The organism is Segeticoccus rhizosphaerae (assembly GCF_009192725.1).
Taxonomy (GTDB): Bacteria; Actinomycetota; Actinomycetes; order Actinomycetales; family Dermatophilaceae; genus Segeticoccus; species Segeticoccus rhizosphaerae.
Genome location: NZ_VOHR01000004.1, coordinates 20,737 through 41,670, shown reverse-complemented (window position 1 = coordinate 41,670; position 20,934 = coordinate 20,737). Strand labels below are relative to the sequence as shown.

General features: G+C 70.5%; 21 protein-coding genes. 17 read left to right on the top strand and 4 right to left on the bottom strand.

Going from position 1 to position 20,934, the window contains the following annotated elements; all coding sequences use genetic code 11:
* Positions 1-38: 38 nt before the first annotated feature.
* The gene (locus tag FRW57_RS22875; protein WP_162529211.1) at positions 39-176 is read right to left on the bottom strand and encodes a hypothetical protein; all 138 of its coding nucleotides are present in this window, start codon (positions 174-176) and stop codon (positions 39-41) included.
* A 184-nt stretch (positions 177-360) separates the two neighbouring features.
* On the opposite strand from FRW57_RS22875, the gene FRW57_RS01010 reads away from it, so the two are divergent.
* Complete coding sequence (locus tag FRW57_RS01010) at positions 361-867, top strand: hypothetical protein (RefSeq protein WP_152185036.1); 507 nt, start codon at positions 361-363, stop codon at positions 865-867.
* 97 nt (positions 868-964) lie between these two features.
* Positions 965-1,693: a DUF1990 family protein gene (locus tag FRW57_RS01005; protein WP_202911406.1), complete on the top strand. Its 729-nt coding sequence runs from the start codon at positions 965-967 to the stop codon at positions 1,691-1,693.
* A gap of 65 nt (positions 1,694-1,758) precedes the next feature.
* Here the strand turns inward: FRW57_RS01005 and FRW57_RS23900 are convergent, their stop codons facing one another.
* Complete coding sequence (locus FRW57_RS23900; protein WP_202911407.1) at positions 1,759-2,868, bottom strand: DUF1990 family protein; 1,110 nt, start codon at positions 2,866-2,868, stop codon at positions 1,759-1,761.
* A gap of 99 nt (positions 2,869-2,967) precedes the next feature.
* On the opposite strand from FRW57_RS23900, the gene FRW57_RS00990 reads away from it, so the two are divergent.
* The 13 genes from FRW57_RS00990 (at position 2,968) to FRW57_RS00930 (ending at position 16,439) form a co-directional block, all read left to right on the top strand.
* The gene (locus FRW57_RS00990; protein ID WP_137120455.1) at positions 2,968-3,207 is read left to right on the top strand and encodes a hypothetical protein; all 240 of its coding nucleotides are present in this window, start codon (positions 2,968-2,970) and stop codon (positions 3,205-3,207) included.
* Positions 3,208-3,274: 67 nt separating this feature from the next.
* On the top strand, positions 3,275-4,657 hold the full coding sequence (locus FRW57_RS00985) for a cryptochrome/photolyase family protein (protein WP_137120456.1): 1,383 nt from the start codon (positions 3,275-3,277) through the stop codon (positions 4,655-4,657).
* Between the two features lie 120 nt (positions 4,658-4,777).
* Entirely contained in the window at positions 4,778-6,874 is a 2,097-nt protein-coding gene (locus FRW57_RS00980; RefSeq protein WP_152185035.1) for an MMPL family transporter, read from the top strand.
* A gap of 2 nt (positions 6,875-6,876) precedes the next feature.
* Positions 6,877-7,341: an SRPBCC family protein gene (locus FRW57_RS00975; protein ID WP_238999237.1), complete on the top strand. Its 465-nt coding sequence runs from the start codon at positions 6,877-6,879 to the stop codon at positions 7,339-7,341.
* Positions 7,338-8,336 (top strand): SDR family NAD(P)-dependent oxidoreductase, encoded by a 999-nt coding sequence (locus FRW57_RS00970; RefSeq protein WP_152185034.1) that lies wholly within the window; start codon positions 7,338-7,340, stop codon positions 8,334-8,336. Before FRW57_RS00975 ends, FRW57_RS00970 begins: the two co-directional genes overlap by 4 nt.
* A gap of 9 nt (positions 8,337-8,345) precedes the next feature.
* Entirely contained in the window at positions 8,346-9,602 is a 1,257-nt protein-coding gene (locus FRW57_RS00965) for an NAD(P)/FAD-dependent oxidoreductase (protein ID WP_137120459.1), read from the top strand.
* Complete coding sequence (locus FRW57_RS00960) at positions 9,599-10,126, top strand: TspO/MBR family protein (RefSeq protein WP_137120460.1); 528 nt, start codon at positions 9,599-9,601, stop codon at positions 10,124-10,126. Before FRW57_RS00965 ends, FRW57_RS00960 begins: the two co-directional genes overlap by 4 nt.
* A complete protein-coding gene (locus FRW57_RS00955; RefSeq protein ID WP_137120461.1) occupies positions 10,123-11,472 on the top strand; it encodes a TIGR01777 family oxidoreductase in 1,350 nt (449 codons plus the stop codon). Before FRW57_RS00960 ends, FRW57_RS00955 begins: the two co-directional genes overlap by 4 nt.
* Before the next feature lie 92 nt (positions 11,473-11,564).
* Entirely contained in the window at positions 11,565-12,293 is a 729-nt protein-coding gene (locus FRW57_RS00950; protein WP_203230164.1) for a GAF and ANTAR domain-containing protein, read from the top strand.
* Between the two features lie 428 nt (positions 12,294-12,721).
* Complete coding sequence (locus FRW57_RS00945; protein ID WP_152185032.1) at positions 12,722-14,026, top strand: NAD(P)/FAD-dependent oxidoreductase; 1,305 nt, start codon at positions 12,722-12,724, stop codon at positions 14,024-14,026.
* A complete protein-coding gene (locus FRW57_RS00940; RefSeq protein WP_238999235.1) occupies positions 14,023-14,835 on the top strand; it encodes a DUF1365 domain-containing protein in 813 nt (270 codons plus the stop codon). Before FRW57_RS00945 ends, FRW57_RS00940 begins: the two co-directional genes overlap by 4 nt.
* Before the next feature lie 2 nt (positions 14,836-14,837).
* A complete protein-coding gene (locus tag FRW57_RS00935; RefSeq protein WP_152185031.1) occupies positions 14,838-16,100 on the top strand; it encodes an SAM-dependent methyltransferase in 1,263 nt (420 codons plus the stop codon).
* Positions 16,101-16,184: 84 nt separating this feature from the next.
* A complete protein-coding gene (locus FRW57_RS00930) occupies positions 16,185-16,439 on the top strand; it encodes a DUF3303 domain-containing protein (RefSeq protein ID WP_137120465.1) in 255 nt (84 codons plus the stop codon).
* Between the two features lie 39 nt (positions 16,440-16,478).
* On the opposite strand, the gene tcuA is transcribed toward FRW57_RS00930, so the two are convergent.
* Together tcuA and FRW57_RS00920 are read right to left on the bottom strand one after the other, a co-directional pair.
* Positions 16,479-17,933, bottom strand: a complete 1,455-nt coding sequence (gene tcuA, locus FRW57_RS00925; RefSeq protein WP_152185030.1) for an FAD-dependent tricarballylate dehydrogenase TcuA — start codon at positions 17,931-17,933, stop codon at positions 16,479-16,481.
* On the bottom strand, positions 17,930-19,051 hold the full coding sequence (locus FRW57_RS00920; protein WP_203230163.1) for an isocitrate/isopropylmalate dehydrogenase family protein: 1,122 nt from the start codon (positions 19,049-19,051) through the stop codon (positions 17,930-17,932). Before FRW57_RS00920 ends, tcuA begins: the two co-directional genes overlap by 4 nt.
* A gap of 152 nt (positions 19,052-19,203) precedes the next feature.
* Between FRW57_RS00920 and FRW57_RS00915 the strand changes: the two genes are divergently transcribed.
* Complete coding sequence (locus FRW57_RS00915) at positions 19,204-19,908, top strand: GntR family transcriptional regulator (RefSeq protein WP_152185029.1); 705 nt, start codon at positions 19,204-19,206, stop codon at positions 19,906-19,908.
* Positions 19,909-20,880: a LysR family transcriptional regulator gene (locus FRW57_RS00910; protein ID WP_238999234.1), complete on the top strand. Its 972-nt coding sequence runs from the start codon at positions 19,909-19,911 to the stop codon at positions 20,878-20,880.
* Positions 20,881-20,934: the final 54 nt, after the last annotated feature.

Genomic DNA, 20,934 nt, shown 5'->3' with positions numbered 1-20,934 from the left:
AGCCGGGCGCGGCGTAGGCGGGGCCGGGCCGGCGGGGGTCAGACGCGGCGCTGAGCGTTGCCCGACGCCGACGCCGACGCCGGGTCGTCGGTCGGGTGACAGCGTGGAACCGGTGACTGCGGGTAGTAGAGCCACGGCAAGGGAAGGATCATGATGACGAGGTCGACAGACGCCACGGCCGTTGCGTCGGCGGCGGCCGGCCGCTGCCTTGCGCTGATCTTCGGAGCAGCCGCTTCGCTGCGACGCGGGCGGCCTCTGCACCCCCAGGGCCGGACCTACGAAGCGATACTCCAGCGTGTTGGCGCCGACACGGGAGTGCCGTGGCTGGACGAGACCGGACCGGTCAGAGTCCTGGTGCGCATGTCACGCGCCATGGGCCTTCCACCCGGACTCCCGGACATCTACGGCATGGCGGTACGCATCCCGTTGTCCGACGAAGAACGCGATGACGGTGACACGGGCCAGGATCGCGGTTGGGCCGACCTGCTGTTTGCCTCGACCGGTGAGAACGCGCTCGGCCGCTTCGTGCTCCGGTTGCGTCCGTCGTCGGCTGTCGGCCCGCTCACGACCCTCCTGCCCGTGCGCACCCCGGCCGGTCCGCTCCTGCTGCGCCTGGCGCCGCTCACACCGTCTACCGGGGACCACCTCACGCCCCCCTTGACCATGTCGGTCTCGTGCGCCTTCGGGACGGGCCGGTGGATGCCGTTGGGCACCATGCAGTTGGGCGCCGAGGTCACCGACCACGAGCACGACCGTCACGATCCCATCCGGCACCAGTTGCCGGGCACGGAGCAATATTCCTGGGTGGAACGGCTGCGGGAGCCGGCCTACCGCTCAGCCAGACGCCGCGGCCCTCTCGACGTCTGACTCCGCTCAGCACACACCGGCTCACCGGCCGGGCTCGACGTCAGCGGTGTGGGCCCTCGACTCGCTGGGTCCTGGTCGGCGCCGTAGAGTTCCGGAGGTGAAGGTGGGCTATCGGAACTGGTTTGGTCGGGTGGACCACCGAGGGGCGCTGGAAGACCTGCGGACTCGTGAACCCAACTTCCGGGACGAGGAGCTGGCGCAGCCCGGTTGGCACCACGACCTGCACCGCAGCCGCCTGCCCGACGAGTTGCCCGGCGACCCGCAGCCGGGTGGTGCCTGGGAGCTGGCCCGTCGGCTGATTGACATCTACGAGGCCCCGGAGCCCTCCATCATCAGGGGTGCGTATGCCGCGGCCAGCCCCCTGATCGGCCGCGACATGCTGCTGGAGGCGCGCTTCTACGGCCTGCACTTCTCCATGGGGGTGCGGGTGACCCACGTTATCGATGAGCTCCGCGACGACGGAACCCGCGTGTGGGGTTGGTCCTACGACACGCTGGAGGGCCACGTGGAGCGGGGCCGCATGAGCTACGAGGTCGTGAAACATGTGGACAGTGGCCACGTGGAGTTCGTGACGCGCGGGGTCTCCGAGCCCGCGCCGACCCTGGGGCCCTTGCTGCGACTGGGCTGGAGCCTGTTCGGGCGGAGGACCCAGGTGCGGTTCTATCGCCGCTGCGGCCAACGCATGCAGCGCATCGTCAGCGCCTCGCTGGAGGATGGGCATCGCTTCCCGAGGCCGGTGGTCGTCGACGGGCTGGTGCATGCGCCTTCGGATGCCGCCCCCCGGACCCGAGACCGCTTCGCGCTGCACAGCAAGCACCCGGGCTGAGGGGTCGGCGCGCAGCCCGGCCGCGCGGGCACGGATCACAGCCGGGGAGGTCGGTCAAGCCAGTGTCAGGCCAGCAGTGAGAGCAACAGGTCGGGGTCGGCCACGGTCACCGTCATGCCCGGGTGGCGCAGCCGACCGGTCGGTTCGAGGCCCGGCACCGGCTCACGGAAGGTCACGCAAACCGCGTCGTCGGCATTGGTCGCGAACGTGATGCCGCGATCCGCCAGCGACAGGTGGGCGGGCCCCGCGGTCCGCGGCCAGGAGAATCCGCCGGAGCGTTGCGCGCCCTCGATGTTCGAGCGGGCCGTGCGGAGCCGCCACGGGCCGAAGTGCACGATGAGCTCGTGTGGCGTGACGGTCACGGCAGAGGTGCTCGGGGTGATTCCGAACAACGCCGCAGCGTGCCGATAGGACGGGGCGAACCGGAACGGCAGGATGTTGACCGGGCCGGGGACACGGTTCGTCAGCCGGGTGCCCGCATCGGGCATCGGCTCGGTGGGCAGGAGTTCCTCGGGCACTTCCCGCGTGCGCACGTGCACGCCGTCTCGAGGGTGGCCGTGTGCCGCCTTGGCCGCTGCGAGGCAGAAGCGGACCCACATGTTCAGCTGGATCTCCTTGGCCAGTCTCAGGTGGCTGTAGAGCAGCCGCACCAGCGAGCTGGCGCTGCGGGCCCAGGTCTCGACCTGGAAGAGGAGGTCCGGGCCGTCCGGCTCGACGCTGAAACGCACCTGACCCGCCTCGAGGTGGCCTCGGAGGGTGGCCAGCCGCAGCACCCGAGGGGTCACCTCGACGACGCGGACCGGCCCGTCCCAGGGACCGGGCATCTGCACCACCATCTCGGTGCCGACGCTCAAGGCATCCGCGTCGTCCTTGGCGACCCCCACGACCTCCCGTGGGACGAATCGGGCGAAGTCGTCGACGATCTCGGCCATCAATTCCTCGGCGGTGCACCGAGGTTCGGCGATGTGGATGGTGAAGGTGCGGTGGAAGAGGGGACCGACGCCGTGACCCGCCAGTTGGTTGGCCTCGTCGAGCAGACCGCGTGGCAGGACCGGTGGCAGATCCTCGTCGCCGGCCGCCATGCTCTGGGACCGGTGCAGCGGGGTGGTCATCCACAGGTATCGCCAGGAGACCAAACCGGTCCCGAGCATCCAACGGGTGAGCATGGTCAGCATCGGAAGCCTCCTTTGACCGGTCCGGAAGGCGGGGTCCCGTCGTGGGGGTTAACGTGATGGCCCATTACCCCACGGGGCCACACTGACACGGGAGACCTGATGGTGGACAAGACATTGCACACGCTGGGTGCGCGGAGCACACATCTGCACGTCGCGTCGCTGGGAGCGGTTGGACTGTGTATCGGTCTGTGGATCCGCGCCAAGACCGTCGACCAGGAAGAGCGCGGAAACGCCGAGCGCCGGGCGCTGTTCGTGGGCCTGTGGCCACCCACGTTGTGGCTCATCGGCGACACGTTGCAGCGCTGGGAGCATCGCCACCCCCGCCTCCGCCGCCACTGAGCGGAGCACGGACCCCGATGCGTCCAGTTCGGTCCCGCCCAGGGACGTTCCACGGTGGCGTGGCCTGATGGTAGACGCCAGCATCCTGTGGCTGCGGAGGGACCTGCGGCGACAGGACCTGCCGTCGCTCACTGCCGCGCACCGGGCGGCCGGGCCAGCGGGAGTGGTGCCCGTCTTCGTCGTCGATCCTCGCCTGTGGCGGTCGGCGGGCGGCCCCCGGCGAGCCTGGCTCGCGGCCACACTGAAGGCCACGGACGAGGCCTACGACGGGCGGCTGGTCCTGCGCGTCGGCGATCCCCGGAGGGTCATCCCGAAGCTCGCGGCGGCCGTCGGCGCCCGCTCGGTCCACATCTCGCGCGAGACCACTCCCTACGGTCGGCGGCGCGACCGGCAGGTGGCGACAACCTTGGCGGAACGAGGCGTGGAGCTGGTGCCCACAGGGACGCCGTATGCCGTGGGCCCGGGCAGCGTGCGCAAGGGCGACGGCGAGCCCTATCGCGTATTCACTCCCTTCGCGCGGGCCTGGCGCGAGCACGGTTGGCCCCGCCCGGAGCAGCGCGTGACGACTCCGCGCTGGCTCGAGGTGGACGACGACCTCGAGGCTGTCCGCATGGTGGATCAGGCGGCGAACGGCAGCGAGTCGGCCGGCCTCCCGGTGCCGGGGGAGGCTGGCGCGCGGGAGACGTGGCAACGGTTCCTCGCGACTGGCCTTGCGGCATACGACGTCGACCGGGACCGACCGGACCGGGAGGGGACGTCGCGACTGTCGCCCTATCTCAAGCTGGGTGTCGTCCACCCGCGCACTCTCCTGGCGGACCTTGCACCACGTCTGGCACAGCACGGTGGCAACGCTGAGCGATTCGTCACCGAGCTCGCGTGGCGCGAGTTCTACGCGGACGTGCTGTGGCACCACCCCAGCTCGGCCTGGACGGATCTGCGCGAGTCACTCTCCGGGCTGCGCTATGACGAGCCGCGGGACGCGATCCACGCCTGGCAGGCGGGACGCACGGGCTACCCGCTGGTCGATGCCGGCATGCGCCAGCTGCTCGAGACGGGTTGGATGCACAATCGGCTCCGCATGGTGACCGCGAGCTTCCTGACCAAGGATCTGCACGTGTGGTGGCCGGTGGGAGCCCGCCACTTCCTGCAGCACCTCATCGATGGTGACCTGGCGTCCAACAACCACGGGTGGCAGTGGGTGGCCGGGACAGGCACGGATGCCGCACCCTACTTCCGGGTCTTCAACCCGACGGCCCAGGGCGAGCGCTTCGATCCCGACGGCGACTACGTGCGCCGTTGGGTGCCCGAACTGCGCCACCTGGCTGGCTCGGCGGTCCATCGTCCCTGGAGGGCGCCGGACGGCTACGCACACGACTACCCGAGGCGCCTGGTCGACCACGCCGAGGAGCGCCGGGAGGCGCTGCGGCGATATCAGGGCGTCGGGGCGTGACCTTCCGACCGACGCCCCCGGGAGGCCTCGCTAGGGTCCGCGTCGAGTCGGTTGACCCGTGGAGTTAATCAATCGAGCAAGGGCTAGACAATCTTTAGATAATCCCTAGACTGTCTAATCATGCGTAGTTCAAGAAGCAACGGCCGACGGGCGAGCGGGTGGCGGTGGGCCGCACCCGTCCTTCTGGTGCTCGTCTGGCTGGCGGTCGGCGGGGTGACCGGTCCGCTGGCCGGCAAACTGAGCACCGTCCAGACCAACGACGCCGCGGCCTTCCTGCCGGCCAGCGCCGAAGCCACCCAGGTCGCGCGGTTGCAGAAGCAGTTCACCGACCAGCAGACCGTGCCGGCCGTGGTGCTGTATGCCGACCGGTCCGGGCTGGACGCGGCGGTCACCGACCGGGCCCGTGCCGACGCCAAGGCCTTCGCCGACTTCGACGGAGTGGTCGGGCAGGTGGCTGGCCCGATCCCGTCCCGGGACGGCCAGGCGGTCGAGCTCATCGTGCCGGTCGACGCGGGCTCCGACGTGGCCGGTGTGGTCGATCGGCTCCGCGCCCGGGTGAGCGCGGGCCTGCCCGGGGGTGCGCGCGGCTACGTCACGGGTCCTGCCGGGTTCACCGCAGACCTCAGTGCCGCCTTCGCGGGAATCGACGGGATCCTGCTGCTGGTCGCCGTGCTGGTGGTGCTGGTCATCCTGGTCCTGGTCTACCGCAGCCCCGTCCTGCCGTTCGCGGTGCTGATCAGCGCGCTGTTCGCGCTCGCGGTGGCCAGCGGTCTCGTCTATCTGCTGGCCGACCACGGCGTGCTGACCCTCAACGGCCAGAGCCAGGGCATCCTCTTCATCCTGGTCGTGGGGGCCGCCACCGACTATGCCCTGCTGCTCACCTCCAGGTATCGCGAGGAGCTGCGTGAGCACGAGTCGCGGTTCGCGGCGATGGCGGTGGCCTGGCGGCAGTCGATGCCGCCGGTGCTGGCCTCCGGGCTGACCGTCATGGCCGGGCTGCTGTGCCTGCTGCTGTCCGACCTGAACTCGACCAGCAGCCTCGGCCCGGTGGGCGCACTGGGAATCCTCGGGGCGCTTCTGTCGGCGCTGACCTTCCTCCCTGCCGTGCTGGTGCTCCTCGGCCGGGCCGCCTTCTGGCCCAGGGCACCCCGCTTCGGCTCGCCGCACCCCGAGCGCTCGGGGATCTGGGGAGCGGTGGCCCGGTTCGTCGGTCGGCGCCCGCGCGCGCTGTGGCTGGGCACCGGCGCGGCCCTGGTGGTGCTGGCGGCGTTCGCCCCGACACTCCAGGCCGGAGGCACGTCGCAGGACTCGCTCTTCCTGAACCCGGTCCCGTCGGTGACCGGGCAGCAGGTCGCAGCCCGGCACTTCCCCGGAGGCACCGGCAGCCCAGCAGTCATCATCGGCCCCGCCGACCGCGTCACGGCGATGGTTGCCGCCGCCGAGCAGGTGACCGGCGTCAGCCAGGTGAGTCCCGTCGGGCCACAAGGCGGCCCGGTGCAGCCCGGCCAGAAGCCGGCCACCGTGGGCGGCCTCGCCCAGGTGCAGGCCACGCTCACGTCGCCGCCGGACAGCGAGCGCGCGATCGAGACGGTGCGGTCGCTGCGCGGCGCCGTCCATGACGCGGTCCCCGAAGCCAAGGTCGGGGGAAGCACCGCGACGACCCTGGACACGCGCAGCACCGCCGAGCGCGACCGCACGCTGATCATCCCGATCGTGCTCGTGGTCATCTTCGCGCTGCTGACACTGTTGTTGCGGGCGCTGCTGGCACCCCTGCTGCTGCTGGCCACGGTGGTGCTCAGTTTTGCCGCCACCCTCGGGGTGTCCGCGCTGATCTTCAACCATCTGCTCGGGTTTGCCGGGGCCGATCCCTCGGTGCCGCTGTTCGGTTTCGTCTTTCTCGTGGCGCTCGGGGTGGACTACAACATCTTCCTGATGTCCCGGGTGCGGGAGGAGAGCGCCCGCCACGGCACCCGTGAGGGGGTCCTGCGCGGGTTGGCGGTCACCGGCGGGGTGATCACGTCGGCCGGGGTCGTGCTTGCCGCGACCTTCGCCGCGCTGTCGGTCATCCCGCTGCTGTTCCTCGCGCAGATCGCCTTCATCGTCGCCTTCGGCGTGCTGCTGGACACCGTGGTGGTCCGTTCCCTCCTGGTCCCGGCTCTGGTGCATGACCTCGGGCCGCGGGTCTGGTTGCCGAGTCGGCTCGCGAGGGAGGATTGAGTGTGGTGCAGTGGGGGCTCGACGAAGGTGGTGGCGTGATGCAGGTGTGTCGCACCGTCGTGGTGGACCGGCCCCTCGAGCGGGTGTTTGCCTACCTCGCCGACTTCAGCCACGTCTCGCAGTGGGATCCGGGCACCCAGGAGGCGGTGCGCAGCAGCGGTGATGGCGGTATCGGAACGACCTACGCGGTGGTCTCCGTCTTCGCCGGCCGCCGGATACCCCTGGCCTACACCGTGACGGAGGTGGTTCCGGGGAGCCGGTTCACAGCCGAGGCACAGACCAAGACCATGTCCGCGCGGGACACCATGACGTTCACAGCGGTCGGGTCGGGCACGAGCGTCACGTATGACGCGCACTTCGCCTTCTCGGGCGGGCTGAAGTATGTCGCGTGGTTGCTGCGGCCAGCGTTCACCCGACTCGGCAACGAGGCCGAAGCCGGCCTGCGGACTGCCCTGGAGGCCCTGTGACGGCCGGGGGGCGGGCCCCGGCCTGGGCCCGACTGGCCGACACCCTCCTGGACCGGAGCCTGGTGGGCGGATACTCCCGCCTGGGCATCGCAGCCCGGCGGCGACTGGCGGGCTGGCCCGCCGACCCGGCACCGGGTGCCCTGGCCGGCAGACACGTGGCCGTCACGGGCGCCACGTCAGGCCTGGGTCGCCAGACCTGTGCCGACCTGGCGGCTCTCGGCGCGGTCGTCCACCTCGTGGTCCGCAACGCCGACAAGGGCGCCGGAGTGCGCGACGAGCTGCGCCACCGGTTTCCCGACGCCGAGCTGCGGCTGTGGCGGTGCGACGTCTCCGACCTTTCGGACGTGCGGCGGTTCGTGGGCGAGTTCGCGCGTGAGGTGGGCCGGCTCGACGTCCTGGTGCACAACGCGGGTGTGATGCCGGCCCGGCGCACCGTGTCGGCGCAGGGCCACGAGCTGTCACTCGCCATCCATGTGCTGGGTCCGCTGCTGATGACCGAGTCGCTGCGGCCGGCGCTGGCCGCGGCAGCCGGCGGTCGGGTGGTCTTCGTGACCTCTGGCGGCATGTACGCCCAGCGCCTGCCGGTGGACGACCCGGAGTACCTGGGCGGTGCATACCGCGGAGCCACTGCCTATGCCCGATCCAAACGGGTGCAGGCGTCCTTGTTGCCGATCCTCGCCGAGCGATGGGCGTCCGACCGGATCACGGTGTGCGGCATGCATCCCGGCTGGGCGGACACCCCAGGCGTCGTGTCCTCGCTCCCCGGTTTCCAGCGCGTCACCGCGCCGATCCTGCGTGACGCCGCCGACGGCGCGGACACCACGGTGTGGTTGGCCGCCACCGATCCGGCGCCGCCGACCGGCCGGCTGTGGCACGATCGACGGCCCCGGCCCGAGCACCTGGTGCCGTGGACCCGCGAGACCCCCGCGGCCCGTGAGTCCATGTGGACCTGGTGCGCCCTGTCGGCCGGTCTCGCACCGGGCACGACGGAGTAGGTGGCGCAGATGGCTGAGCAGGTCGACGTGGTGGTGGTGGGGGCGGGCCTGGCCGGGCTGAGCTGCAGCCGGACCCTGACCCGGCGCGGTCTGCGCGTCCGGTTGCTCGAGGCCTCCGACGCGGTCGGTGGCAGGGTGCGCACCGACCGCCTCGACGGCTTCCAGCTGGACCGCGGCTTCCAGGTTTTCAGCACGGCATACCCCGAACTGCCGCGCCAGATCGACGTCCCCGCCCTCCAACCCTGTCGCTTCGAGCGGGCAGCACTGGTGCAGCTGGACGGCAGGCTCTGGCGGCTGGACGACCCGCGCCACCGTCCCGCGGCGGTCCTGGAGGCGCGGCGCGCTCCGATCGGGGGACTGCGCGACCTGCTGCCGCTCGCGGCCTACGCCATCAGCTGCGGCTATGCACCGGCCACGTGGCTCAGGGGACGCACCGACCGGGCCACGCGATCCCGATGGCATCGGTGGGGTCTGTCCGACGAGGTTGTCGAGCGAGTGCTTGCCCCCTTCTTCGCGGGGCTGCTGCTGGAGCGCGAGATGTCGACGTCCAGCAGGTTCACCGACCTCATGCTGCGGACCTTCGTGAGGGGGTGGTCCGCGGTGCCCGCAGGCGGGATGCAGCGGCTCCCAGAGCAACTGGCTGAGGGCCTGGAGGTGACGTTGGAGAGCCGTGCGCGTCGTGTGACGGGTACGCAGGTGGAGACCGAGGACGAGCACCTGACCGCGCGGGCCGTCGTGGTGGCCACCGACGGGAGCACCGCCTCCGGGCTGCTGCCGGGTCTGCGGGATCTGTCCTGGAAGGGCGTGACGACCTGGTACCACGCCGCCCCTGAACCGCCCTTGGCCACGCCCACGCTGGTGGTCGACCCCGACCGGTCACCGGTCGACAACACCGTGGTGATCACCTGCGCGGCGCCGTCGTACTCGCCCGATGACCGTGCCCTCGTGGCCAGCTCGTGGGTGCACGGGCCGGGGGAGAGGCCGCAGGAGCCCGACGTGCGACGGCGGCTCGCGCAGCTCTACGGCACCAGCACCTCCGCGTGGGAACACCTGGCCACCTACGACCTGCCGCGGGCCCTGCCCGCCATGCCGGCCCCACACCCCTTCCGGCGCACGATCCGATGGGCCGGCTGCTACGTCTGCGGTGACCACCGCGACACCAGCTCGATCCAGGGCGCCCTGGTCTCCGGCCGGCGGACGGCAGAGGTGATCCTCGCCGACCTGGACGAGGCACCTGCCGGCCGCGAGGAGGACCCGACCCGATGAGAGACGATCGACGAATTCACCTGGTGACCGCGGGTGGAGCGCTGACAGCGGCCGTGGTCGGGGCGCTCGGCACTCGGGTGCGCACCCGGTGGTACCGCGAGCTCGACAAACCACCGTGGCAGCCTCCTGGCTGGGTCTTCGGGCCCGCGTGGACGGCCCTCTACACGCTCGGTGCCGTCTCCGCCGACCGGGCACTGTCTGGGTCGGCCGGGCCGGATCGGCAACGGTTGAGCCGGTGCTGGGCGGTCAACCTCGCGCTCAACACCGGCTGGAGCTGGTTGTTCTTCACTGCTCGCCGTCCTGGCGCCGCCCTCGTCGACACGGCGCTGCTCGAGGTCTCCACGCTCGACCTGATTCGACGCACCCGCCGGATCGACCGGCCGGCAGCACTGCTGCTGCTCCCGTATGCCGGCTGGGTCGCCCTCGCGACTGCCCTGAACCTCGAGATCGTGCGCCGCAACCCGGGTCTTCCGGGGCGGCGGCCCACGACGACGAAGCAACCGCGACGACGGGAGTCACCGTGACCGACTTCGAGCACAGCAGCGAGGTCTCCGCCTCGGTCGAGGACGTCTTCGCCTGGCACGAGCGACCCGGTGCCATCCACCGGCTCACCCCGCCGTGGCAGCCGGTCCGCGTGCTCGCGGAGGCGGCCTCGGTGCGCGACGGGACCGCTGTGCTACGCCTTCCGGGCGGGTTGCGCTGGGTGGCTTCCCACCAGCCCGGCGGCTATGACCCGCCGCGCCAGTTCGTCGACCAACTGACCGGCGCCCCGCTGGGCTCGGTCCTGTCGTGGAGGCACACGCACCTGTTCAGGCCGGTGTCCGACGACCGCACCCGCCTCACCGACCGGGTCAGCACGTCCGTCCCGGCGGCGGCCCTGCGATCCATGTTCGTCTACCGGCACCGGCAGCTCGCGACCGATCTGGCTGCCCTCGCACGGGCCAGAGCCTGGCGAGCGGATGGCCTGACCGTCGCGGTGACCGGGGCCAGCGGGCTGGTGGGCACCGCGGTGTGCGCGTTGCTCGGCACGTCCGGTCACCGGGTGGTGCGGCTGGTGCGTCACACCGCGAGCGGTCTCCTGGAACGGCAGTGGAACCCGAAGGCCCCCGACGCCGACCTGCTCCGCGGTGTCGACGCCGTGGTCCATCTGGCCGGTGCTCCGATCGCCGGTCGCTTCACCGACGCCCACAAGGCGAAGGTGCGCGACACCAGGGTCGGTCCGACCCGGGCGCTGGCCGAGCTGGCAGCTCGCGCCCAGGACGGTCCGCGCGTCTTCGTCTCGGCGTCCGCGGTCGGCTACTACGGCGCCGACCGCGGCGACCTCACCCTCGCGGAGGACGCGGCGCCGGGCTCGGACTTCCTCTCCGACGTGGTGCAGGAATGGGAGGCAGCGGGCGCGCCTGCGGCCTCGGCCGGCATACGCACGGTGCAGGTGCGCACCGGCATCGTGCAGTCACCCGCGGGCGGCACGCTGCAGCTGCTGCGACCACTCTTCCTGGCGGGCCTGGGTGGGCGGCTCGGCTCGGGTGACCAATGGATGTCGTGGATCGGCATCGACGACCTCGCCGACATCTACCTGCGGGCGGTACTCGACGACGACCTGTCCGGGCCGGTCAATGCCGTCGCTCCGGTGCCGGTCCAGGGGCGGGAGTACACACAGGTGCTGGGCAACGTCCTGCGTCGGCCAACCCTGCTGCCCATCCCTCGACTGGGGCCACAATTGCTGTTGGGGTCAGAGGGCGCCGACGAGCTCGCGCTCGCCAGCCAGCGGGTGGTCCCGGCCCGCCTGCAGCAGTCCGCGCACGTCTTCCGGCACCCGCAGCTCGAGCCCGCCCTGAGACACGTGCTGGGCAAGGAGACGCGCCTCTAGCCGGGCCGTTCCGGATCACGGCGACCAGAAGGTCCAGACTGTGGTCACGGATCGGGTACACATGGAAGACTCGACAGGCGATGGAGAATGACGTGCCACAAACGGCAGGTTCCGATGGTACGGCCGACCCCGGCGAGGTGTTCATCGCTCTGGGGCAGATGCTCTACCACGGGCCGGAGTTCGACCACGCCCATCAGGCGATCTGTGCAGCGGCCGTGGTGCTGGTCCCCGGCTGTGACCACGCCAGTGTCATGACCCGCTCGCCCGAAGGAGAGCTGGCCAGCCCCGCGGCCACGGACTCGGTCGCGCGGATGGTGGAGCAGCTCGAACAGGAAGTCCACGCCGGTCCTTGCGTGGATGCGCTGGTGGACGACAAGCCACGATTGGCCCCCGACCTGACCGACCCGGATGTGCCCTGGCCGACGTTGCGTGCCCGAGTGCTGGCGACCACTCCGGTGCGGGGCATGCTGGGGTTCCAGATCGCCGTGCCCGGTGGCCGCAAGCTGGGTGCACTGAACCTCTTCACCGACCGTGCGGGAGGGTTCACCGACGCTGCCGTCCACCAGGGTTCCGTGCTGGCCGCCTTCTGCTCGGTGGCGCTGAATGCGGCCGAGCAGGGGCAAGAGGCGCAGGAGCTGCGCCAGGGCCTGGAGTCCAACCGGGAGATCGGCAAGGCGATCGGGCTGCTCATGGCCCACCATCGGATTGACGACGCCGCTGCCTTCGAGATCCTGCGGCGGACCTCGATGGATTTGAACCTCAAGCTGGCCGAGGTCGCCGAGAAGGTCCTCTCCGGCCACCACGACCAGCTGCCCGGCTGACCTCGCAGGCACGGACCGCGCCCGCACCGGCCAGGGCCGACGTGCTGCGACCGGCCAGTGCCTCGGCCGCCTGGGCGGCGCGAGGCCCTCGGCCATGAGCCCCTTCATCCGCTCGATGCGCGCCTCGTCGCCGGGTGAGTAGAGCCGGTACCGCCGGCTGACCGCGTCGGGTCCAGCACGCCATACCTGCTCTCCCACGCGCTCACCCCCGCGCTCTCCCACTCGCGCGGGGTGTGGCTGGAGAGCCCGACGCGGCTGCTCCGCGCCCCAATCCGCAGGCCGCTCCCGGTCCGAAGAACTCATGAAGGCGCTATACAGATATTATACATACATTTGACATACCTTCAACAGTGTCCCTAACCTTGGCTTGCGGTCGCATCCGGCCGGGTCCGGCACGGGCCCTCGGCGACCCGCCCTGAGGAGAGATCATGAGTACACGTGCGCACCCATCGCAGGCGCGAGCCGAGGGCGGATCTCGCGGTTCGGTCGCCGTGGTGGGAGCGGGCGTCTCCGGGCTGACCGCGGCCCACCTGCTGTCCCGGCGGTATGAGGTGGTGCTGTTCGAGGCCGAGCCTCGTCTGGGTGGACACGCGCACACCCACGAAGTGCGTGACGCGCGCGGCGCCGAGCACGCGGTTGACAGTGGCTTCATCGTGCACAACGACGTCACCTACCCGTGGCTGCGCAAGCTCTTCGCGGAGCTCGACGTGCAGGTGCGACCGACCGAGATGAGCATGAGCATCCGCTGCGACGGGTGCGAGCTGGAGTATGCCGGTGGCCGCGGCGCCGGCGGGATCCTCGCCCAACCGGGACGCGTCCTGGACCCGCGGTTCCTGCGCCTGTTGGCGCAGGTGCGCCGGTTCCACCGTCGTGCAGCGACCTTCCTGCGCAGCAGCGGCGACGACCTGGGCACGTATGGCGAGTGGTTGGCGGCCGAGGGGTTCACCGACCATTTCATCGCGCACTACGCGGTGCCGCTGGTCTCCTGCGTGTGGTCGTCGGGCCGGGAGATCTCGCTGGTCTATCCCGCGCGCTACCTCTTCGAGTTCCTGGACCACCACGGGATGCTGGCGGTGACCGGCTCTCCCCAGTGGTACACCGTCGTCGGCGGGTCGAACGTGTACGTCGAGCGGCTGGCCGACCGCCTCGTCGACGTGCGCCGGGCACACGCGGTGACCGACGTCACCCGCCACGCCGACGGGGTCGACCTGCGGGACGTCACCGGCCGGGTCACCCGGGTCGACCGCGTCGTCCTCGCGGCCCATGCGGACCAGGCGCTGGCGCTGTTGACCGACCCGAGCGACGCGGAGGTCACCACGCTGAAGCAGTTCGCCTACTCCCGCAACGAGACCGTCCTGCACACCGACGCCTCGGTGTTGCCGCGGTCACCCCGTGCCCGGGCCTCCTGGAACTACCGGATGAGCGGCTGCACCACGCCGGACGAACCCCCCGTCGTGTCGTACTGGATGAACCGGCTGCAGGGGCTGGAGGCAGCGGACCAGTACCTGGTCACCCTGAACGACCCGGGTCGGGTCGCATCGGAGTTGGTGCTCGCGCAGATGACCTACGAGCACCCGATCTACACCCCCGAGTCACTTCGCGCCCAGGCCCGGCTGCCCGAGCTGGCGACCGAGCGCACGGCCTACGCGGGCGCCTACCACGGCTGGGGCTTCCACGAGGACGGTTGCCGCTCCGGTGTCGCGGCCGCCCGGCACTTCGGGGTGGACTGGTGAGCGGGCCGGAGGCTGCGCAAGGGCCCTCGACCGCCGACTCCGCGAGCGTCCCGGGCCTGACGGCCTTGCCGGACCTGCCTGCCCTGGTCGGTGGCCGGTTGACCCACCACCGGTTCGGAGCGGTCCGCTACTCCTTCCGCAGCCGCGTCTACCAGTGGCTCGTCGACCTGGACGACGTGCCACGGCAACCCTGGTACCTGCGAGCGCTCGCGCGGTTCGACCACGACGACCACTTCGGCGCGCACGACGGCGACGACACGCTGACGATCAAGGCCAAGGTGGAACGATTCCTCGCCGTCGAGGGAGTCGACCTCGGCGCGGGAAGCCGCATCCTGATGCTCGCCAATGCGCGGGTGCTGGGACACGTCTTCGACCCGTTGACGGTCCACTGGTGCTTCACCGGCGAGGGCGACCTGGCCTGCGTCGTGGCGGAGGTGCACAACACCTATGGGGAGCGCCACGCCTACCTGTTGCGCCCCGACCGTGACGGGCGTGCCACCACCGACAAGGCCTTCTACGTCTCCCCGTTCTTCGACGTCACCGGTTCCTATCGGCTTCGGTTCACATTGAGCCACGACCGGGTGGCGGTCTCGGTGGCGCTGCACCGAGACGGAGCAAACGTCTTCAGCGCAGCGTTCGCAGGTCGGCCCGAGGCCGCCAGCGGCCCCGCCCTGGTCCGTTACGCCTTGCGGTATCCGTTGATGCCGCAACGTGTTTCGGCACTCATCCGGATCCACGGCATACGGCTCTGGCTGCGCCGTCTCCCCATCCAGCCTCGACCCCCACAGCACCCCCAGGAAGGGGTATGACCATGACGGCATCGACCGTTACGACGTCACCCAGCGTCTTCACGACGCCTTCGGCTCCGGTGAGCGCGACCGTTGCCCGACTCGTCTTCGAGCGCGCGATCCGGATGGTCCCGGTCCGCGTCGACTACCCCGATGGGAGCAGTCGTGGCGACGACTCCCCGGGCGCGCCGGTGCTCGAGCTGGTGCGGCCGGGCGCCTTCTTCGCCCGGCTGGGACGTGACACCAAGATCGGGTTCGGCGAGTCCTACATGGCCGGCGACTGGAAGGCGGGTGAGGGCACCGACCTGGCAAACCTGCTGACGCCGTTCGCGGCCAGGCTCACGAGCCTGGTTGCGCCTCCGCTGCAACGGTTGCGGGCGCTGGTGGACCGGCGCCTGCCGCAGGACCAGGACAACACCCTTTCGGGTTCGCGCAGCAACATCGCTGCCCACTACGACCTGAGCAACGAGCTGTTCGCCGCGTTCCTCGACCCCACGATGACCTACTCCTGCGCGTTGTTCGACAACGATGCACACCTGGGGGAGGCCGACGATCGTGCTCTGCTCGAGCGGGCGCAGCTGCTCAAGCTCGACGCCATGCTCGACCTGTCGCGCGTGGGCCCGGGCACCCGGCTGCTGGAGATCGGCACCGGCTGGGGATCGCTGGCGGTTCGCGCCGCGAAGCGCGGCGCCAACGTCACGTCGATCACCTTGTCGGCGGAGCAACGCGATCTCGCGCTGGAGCGGGCCCGGGCGGCGGGGGTCGCCGACCGCGTCGACATCGCGCTGACGGACTACCGCGAGGTCCACGGGAGCTACGACGCCATCGTCAGCATCGAGATGATCGAGGCAGTGGGGGAGGCCTACTGGGCCACCTATCTGTCCGCTGTGGATCGGCTGCTCGCTCCCGGCGGGACGGCCAGCATCCAGACCATCACGATGGCCCACGACCGTCTGCTCGCGACCCGGCACAGCTACGGATGGATCCAGAAGTACATCTTCCCCGGTGGACTGATCCCGTCCCTGCCGGCGATCGAGCAGACCCTGCGGTCGCACACCACGCTGCGGGTCGAGGGCCGCCGAGAGCTTGGGCCGCACTACGCGCGGACGCTGGCCCTGTGGCGCGAGCAGTTCCGGCAGCAGTGGCCACAGGTGCGAGGGCAGGGTTTCGACGAGACGTTCCGTCGGATGTGGGAGTTCTACCTGGCCTACTGCGAGGCGGGATTCCGCAGCGACTACCTCGGCGTCAGCCAACTGCAACTGGCCCGAAGACCGTCGTGGGCCTGAGACACAATATCGCCGACTGGCTGACAAGCGAGGCCACGAGGGCCACGATGAGGAGCGGGGCCCGTAGCCTCACGAGGAGACCCGATGCTTTTCCACATCACGCAGGTGCACAGCGCGGAGCACTGTCCCAGGGACGAGGGTGGTTCCAACTCGCTCTACGACGCGACCGTCGACGGTGTCAGGCTGATCGGTCGCTACGGCGCCAACGCCCAGCACACGCTCTTCTTCGTCGTCGAGGCCGACGATGTCTCCGCCCTCCAGCAGTTCCTCTGGCCCGGGTTCCGGATCTGCACGAGCACCATCACGCCCGTGAGCGAGGTCCCGGTCCCCAAACCCTGACGTCGCCGACCGGGCTCCGCTTCAGGACTTCAGAGGAAATCAGGCCAAAGCGCCAGCCCGGCGTCCGAATACCGCGCCTGCCGCGAGGCCCGAGCCTCCCGGATAGTTGCCACTGAACAGACCGCCGAGCATCTCGCCTGCCGCGAACAGACCGGGAATGGGATCGCCGTCCTTGCCGAGCACCCGGCCGCGCGTGTCGGTCTTCACGCCGCCGAAGGTGAAGGTGATCCCACACGTCACGCCGTAGGCATAGAACGGCGGTGTTTCGATCATGGCCGCCCAGTTGCTCTTGGGCGGCACGACGTCGGACCGGCGACCGTCCTTGACGTTGGGGTCGAACGGCTTGTCGTCGTCGATCGCGGCGTTGAATTCCGTGATGGTGTGTTCCAGCCCGTCCGGGTCGATCCCCGCGGCCCGTGCCAGCTCGGCCACGGAGTCCGCCTCGACGACGGAAACCCCGGGCATCTCGTATTCCTCGGCCCGCAACATCGGACGCAGCTTGGCGTCGAAGATCTGGTGGGCGACGGCACCGGGCTGGGCAAGCACGTCGCGGCCGTACTTCGCGTAGGTGTAGTTGCGGAAGTCGGCGCCCTCGTCGACGAACCGCCGGCCGTCTCGGTTGACGATGATGCCGATCGGATAGCTCTGCCTGGTCAGCCGATTCGTCAACTCTCGGTTGCTCTCGTTCTGTGGCGTGAACGCATCCCACTGCACGCTGTGGCAGCTCGACCAGTCGCCGCCGCGCTGGGCGCCGATCGCGAGTGCGGCCGCGATGAGGTCTCCGGTGTTGTGGGGCGTGCCCCGGACCTTGGCGTGAGCCCAGTCGGCGCCGAGGTGCTCGGCGCGCGCTTCCGGGTTGGCTTCGAAACCGCCCGCGGCGAGGATGACCGACTCCGCCCGGAGTTCCTGGCGATCCGTCCCGTGATCCACGACGACGCCCGCGACGGTGCCGTCCTCGACCAGAAGCTCCGTGACCGGGGTGGAGAAGCGGACGTCGACCCCGAGCTGCTGGGCGACGCGGAAGTGGTCGGCCATCAGACCCTCGCCTCCTCCGGTGTTGCCGACGTGCAGGCCGCCCCAGAACAGGTAGCTGCCGTCCGCCCTCCGGTAGGACTGCCGCTCGTACATGAGCCGGAAGCGCAGGCCGAGCGAGTGCAGCCAGCGCAGCGTCGGACCGGACTCGTGCACCAGCACCTCGGTCAGCGCTGGGTCGTTGCGTCCCTCGGTCACCTTGGCGAGGTCCGCGGCATACTCCTCGGGCGAGTAGGCCGGCACCTCGGTGACCGCGTGCCGGTCGTCCGGGTCGACGACGTCGAGCAGTTCCGGCAGCCCTTGGTGCGCGATCCGTGTGGCGCCGGCGGTGTAGTAGCTGTTGCCGAACGCATTGGCCTGGTCAGCCTTCTCCAGCAGGACGACCTGCCGACCGCGGGTCGCGGCGGCGTGGGCGGCGGCGAAGCCGGCGTTGCCACTGCCGACGACGATGACATCGATCATGGTTCTTCCTTCGGTAGGTGTGTGATCAGGGCTTCGGTGAAGTGGCTGGTCCCAGCCTGCGGCGAGCCGTCGGCCCGCACCCGGACGTCACCGGACTCGAGCACTGCGGTCAGGGCGTCCTCGATGAGCCGGGCGGCGTTGTGCCGGGCGCAGTGGCGCAGCATCATCGCGGCCGACAGGATCTGCGAGACGGGGTTGGCGCGGTCCTGCCCGGCAATGGTCGGGGCAGAGCCGTGGATCGGTTCGAAGTAGGACGCGTCGTCACCGATGTTGCCGGACGGGCACATGCCCAGCCCCCCGACGGTGGCGGCACCGACGTCGCTGAGCAGGTCGCCCAGGAAGTTCTCGGTCAGCACCACATCGAAGAGCTCCGGGTGGGCGACCAGGTCGTGCCCGGCCGCGTCGGCGTAGCGGTAGTCACGCTCGATGTCGGGGTAGGCCTCGCCGACTTCGTCGAAGATCTTCCGGAAGAACGCGTAGCTGCGCAGCACGTTGCTCTTGTCCACGCAGGTGACCCGCCGAACCCCATCGACCGGAGCGCCCCGGCGGGATCGGGCGAGCTCGAAGGCGAACCGGGCGACCCGGGTGCATCCTTCGCGGGTCACCATGAGCTGGTCCGCCACCGCACTCGGTGTCACCACGCCCAGCCCGCGGGACAGGTAGAGGCCTTCGGTGTTCTCCCGGACGATGACGTAGTCGATCTCGCCTGGCGCGCGCCGGACAGGGGCTTGCACGCCCGGCAGCAGGCGGATGGGCCGCACGTTGGCGTAGGTGTCGAGGCCGGTGCGCAGGATTCCGCCGAGCAGACCCGCCTCCGTGCCGTCCGGTTTGCGGACCTCGGGCAGGCCGACGGGTCCCTTGAGAATGGCGTCGTAGTCGGTGCGCAGCCGCTCGAGAGTGCCCGGGTCTAGAGCAGCGCCGGTGGCGCGGTAGACCTCGGCACCCCCGGGCTCTTCGGTCACGGCCAGGTCGTCACCCGTGCGGGCGGTCGCGGCCGACAGCACCCGAAGGGCACTGTCGACCAGCTCCGGGCCGATGCCGTCCCCGCGGATCACGGCCAGCCGCAGCACGGGAGCCGCGGTGGTCCGGCCCTTGCCGGTCGAGCGGTTCGCGGTCACGAAGTCCTCCTGCGACGTTGGTCGTGGACGCGGCCTACCTCCCTCGTCCCAAGCGGGACTTGGACCGCATGGTGTATCCAGTTTGCATGCAAAGTGTACGACGGACTGTACCCGCAGTGTGAGCAGTTGCCAAGAGCGGCTACGGTGCTGGGGTGACCGACGCCTCGGAGAACCCGTCCTACCGGCAGCTGCAGAAGTACCTGCCCGGGGGAGTGCTGCGCGGTCGCACGACCGAGAGCATCACCGACGCGTTGCGCGAGGCGATCCTCGACGGCGTCATGCAGCCCAGCGCCTGGCTGCGCGAGGACGAGCTGGCCGCCGCGTTCAAGGTGTCCCGCACCCCGGTGCGCGAGGCTCTGCGCCGCCTCGCTGACGAGGGGCTGGCGGTCAAGACGGCCAACCACGGCACCGTGGTCGCGCCCCTTTCGCTGGAGGACATCCTCGCCCTCTACGTGGTCCGGGAAAACCTCGAGGGCCTCACCGCCCGGCTTGCCGCGAGCCGGCCCAACCAGGAGGTCATCGGTCAGCTGCGCGCGATCGGCAAGCAGATGCAGGCGGCCGCCGACGCGGGTGACCAGGCCCGGCTGTCCAAGATCAACCGCGACTGGCACCGCGCCCTGCGCGAGGGGGCCGGCAACACCTACCTCGACCGGTTCCTCGGGCAGGTCGAGCACGCCGTGCGCCGGCTGCCGAAGACCACGCTGGCCCACCCCGGGCGGATCGACGAAGTCATCGCCGAGCACGAGCAGATGGTGGTTGCGATTGAGGCGAGCGACGCCGAGACGGCCGAGCGGCTGGCCCGAGCCCACATGCGCCGCGCCCGCGAGATCAGGATCGCTGTCCTCCTCGGAGGCTGAGTGGACTCCGTGGGCCTGGACGTCAACCGGCTCCGAGTCCTCGGCGCGATCGCGCGCCGGGGGTCGATGACCGGCGCCGCCGCCGACCTGCAGTACACCCCCTCCGCGATCTCCCAACAGGTGCGCCGCCTCGAGGCCGAGGTGGGCCAGCCGGTGCTCGAACGGCATACCCGCGGTGTGCGGTTGACCGACGCGGGACGCGCCATCGTGCGGCACCTCGCCTCGATCGACAACCAGCTGGCGGCGTTGCAGAGCGAACTGGACGACATCGCCGGCCTGCGCGCCGGATCGTTGCGACTCGGGACCTTTCCCACGGTCGCCGCGTCGCTGCTGCCGGTCGCTGTCAACCGGTTCCACCAGGAACATCCCGGTGTGGACCTGAAGGTGGTCAGCGCCCGGCTGGAACAGCTCATGGAGCATCTCGAGCGGCGCCGGGTCGAGATGACCCTGCTGTGGGACTACCCCTGGTCGCGCATCGAGGTTCCCGAGCTCGAGCTCATCGAGCTGTTGCAGGACCCGACGGAGGTGGTCGTATCCGCGACGCACCACCTCGCTGGGCGCGGCGAAGTCCGTATGGCGGAACTCGCCCATGAGAGCTGGGTCACCCGAGGCGGCGCGCACCCGGTGGCCGAGGTGCTGTCGTGGACGGCCCTCCGGGCGGGCTTCGAACCGACGGTGGCGTTCGAGGCCAATGACTACCAGGAGGCGCAGGCGATGGTCGCCGTGGGCCTCGGTGTCGCGCTCGCTCCACGACTCGCGTTGGCCAACCTGCGCGACGACGTCACCGTGCTGTCCCTCGGCGACGAGGCACCTCGGCGGCGCATCCTGCTCGCCGCCCTGAAGGGGCGTTCACCGACACCCGCCGAACGGGCCATGGCGCAGGTGCTCCGGGATGTCGGGGCGGAGGCGGCTGCCGACCTGGGCTCGGCCCGCGCGGCGCGCGATGGGGGCTCCGCGACGCCTCCGAGTTAAGCACACGTAAACACCCCCTGAAAGAAGTAGCGATTGACTTCATGCGTCAGAGTG

Excerpts from the sequence above, each read along its gene's own strand:
- FRW57_RS00960 (WP_137120460.1), top strand. The coding sequence starts at position 9,599 with ATGAGAGACGATCGACGAATTCACCTGGTGACCGCGGGTGGAGCGCTG.
- FRW57_RS00945 (WP_152185032.1), top strand. The coding sequence starts at position 12,722 with ATGAGTACACGTGCGCACCCATCGCAGGCGCGAGCCGAGGGCGGATCT.
- tcuA (WP_152185030.1), bottom strand. The coding sequence starts at position 17,933 with ATGATCGATGTCATCGTCGTCGGCAGTGGCAACGCCGGCTTCGCCGCC.
- FRW57_RS00930 (WP_137120465.1), top strand. The coding sequence starts at position 16,185 with ATGCTTTTCCACATCACGCAGGTGCACAGCGCGGAGCACTGTCCCAGG.
- FRW57_RS00980 (WP_152185035.1), top strand. The coding sequence starts at position 4,778 with ATGCGTAGTTCAAGAAGCAACGGCCGACGGGCGAGCGGGTGGCGGTGG.
- FRW57_RS00990 (WP_137120455.1), top strand. The coding sequence starts at position 2,968 with ATGGTGGACAAGACATTGCACACGCTGGGTGCGCGGAGCACACATCTG.
- FRW57_RS23900 (WP_202911407.1), bottom strand. The coding sequence starts at position 2,868 with ATGCTGACCATGCTCACCCGTTGGATGCTCGGGACCGGTTTGGTCTCC.
- FRW57_RS00965 (WP_137120459.1), top strand. The coding sequence starts at position 8,346 with ATGGCTGAGCAGGTCGACGTGGTGGTGGTGGGGGCGGGCCTGGCCGGG.
- FRW57_RS00985 (WP_137120456.1), top strand. The coding sequence starts at position 3,275 with ATGGTAGACGCCAGCATCCTGTGGCTGCGGAGGGACCTGCGGCGACAG.
- FRW57_RS00935 (WP_152185031.1), top strand. The coding sequence starts at position 14,838 with ATGACGGCATCGACCGTTACGACGTCACCCAGCGTCTTCACGACGCCT.
- FRW57_RS01010 (WP_152185036.1), top strand. The coding sequence starts at position 361 with ATGTCACGCGCCATGGGCCTTCCACCCGGACTCCCGGACATCTACGGC.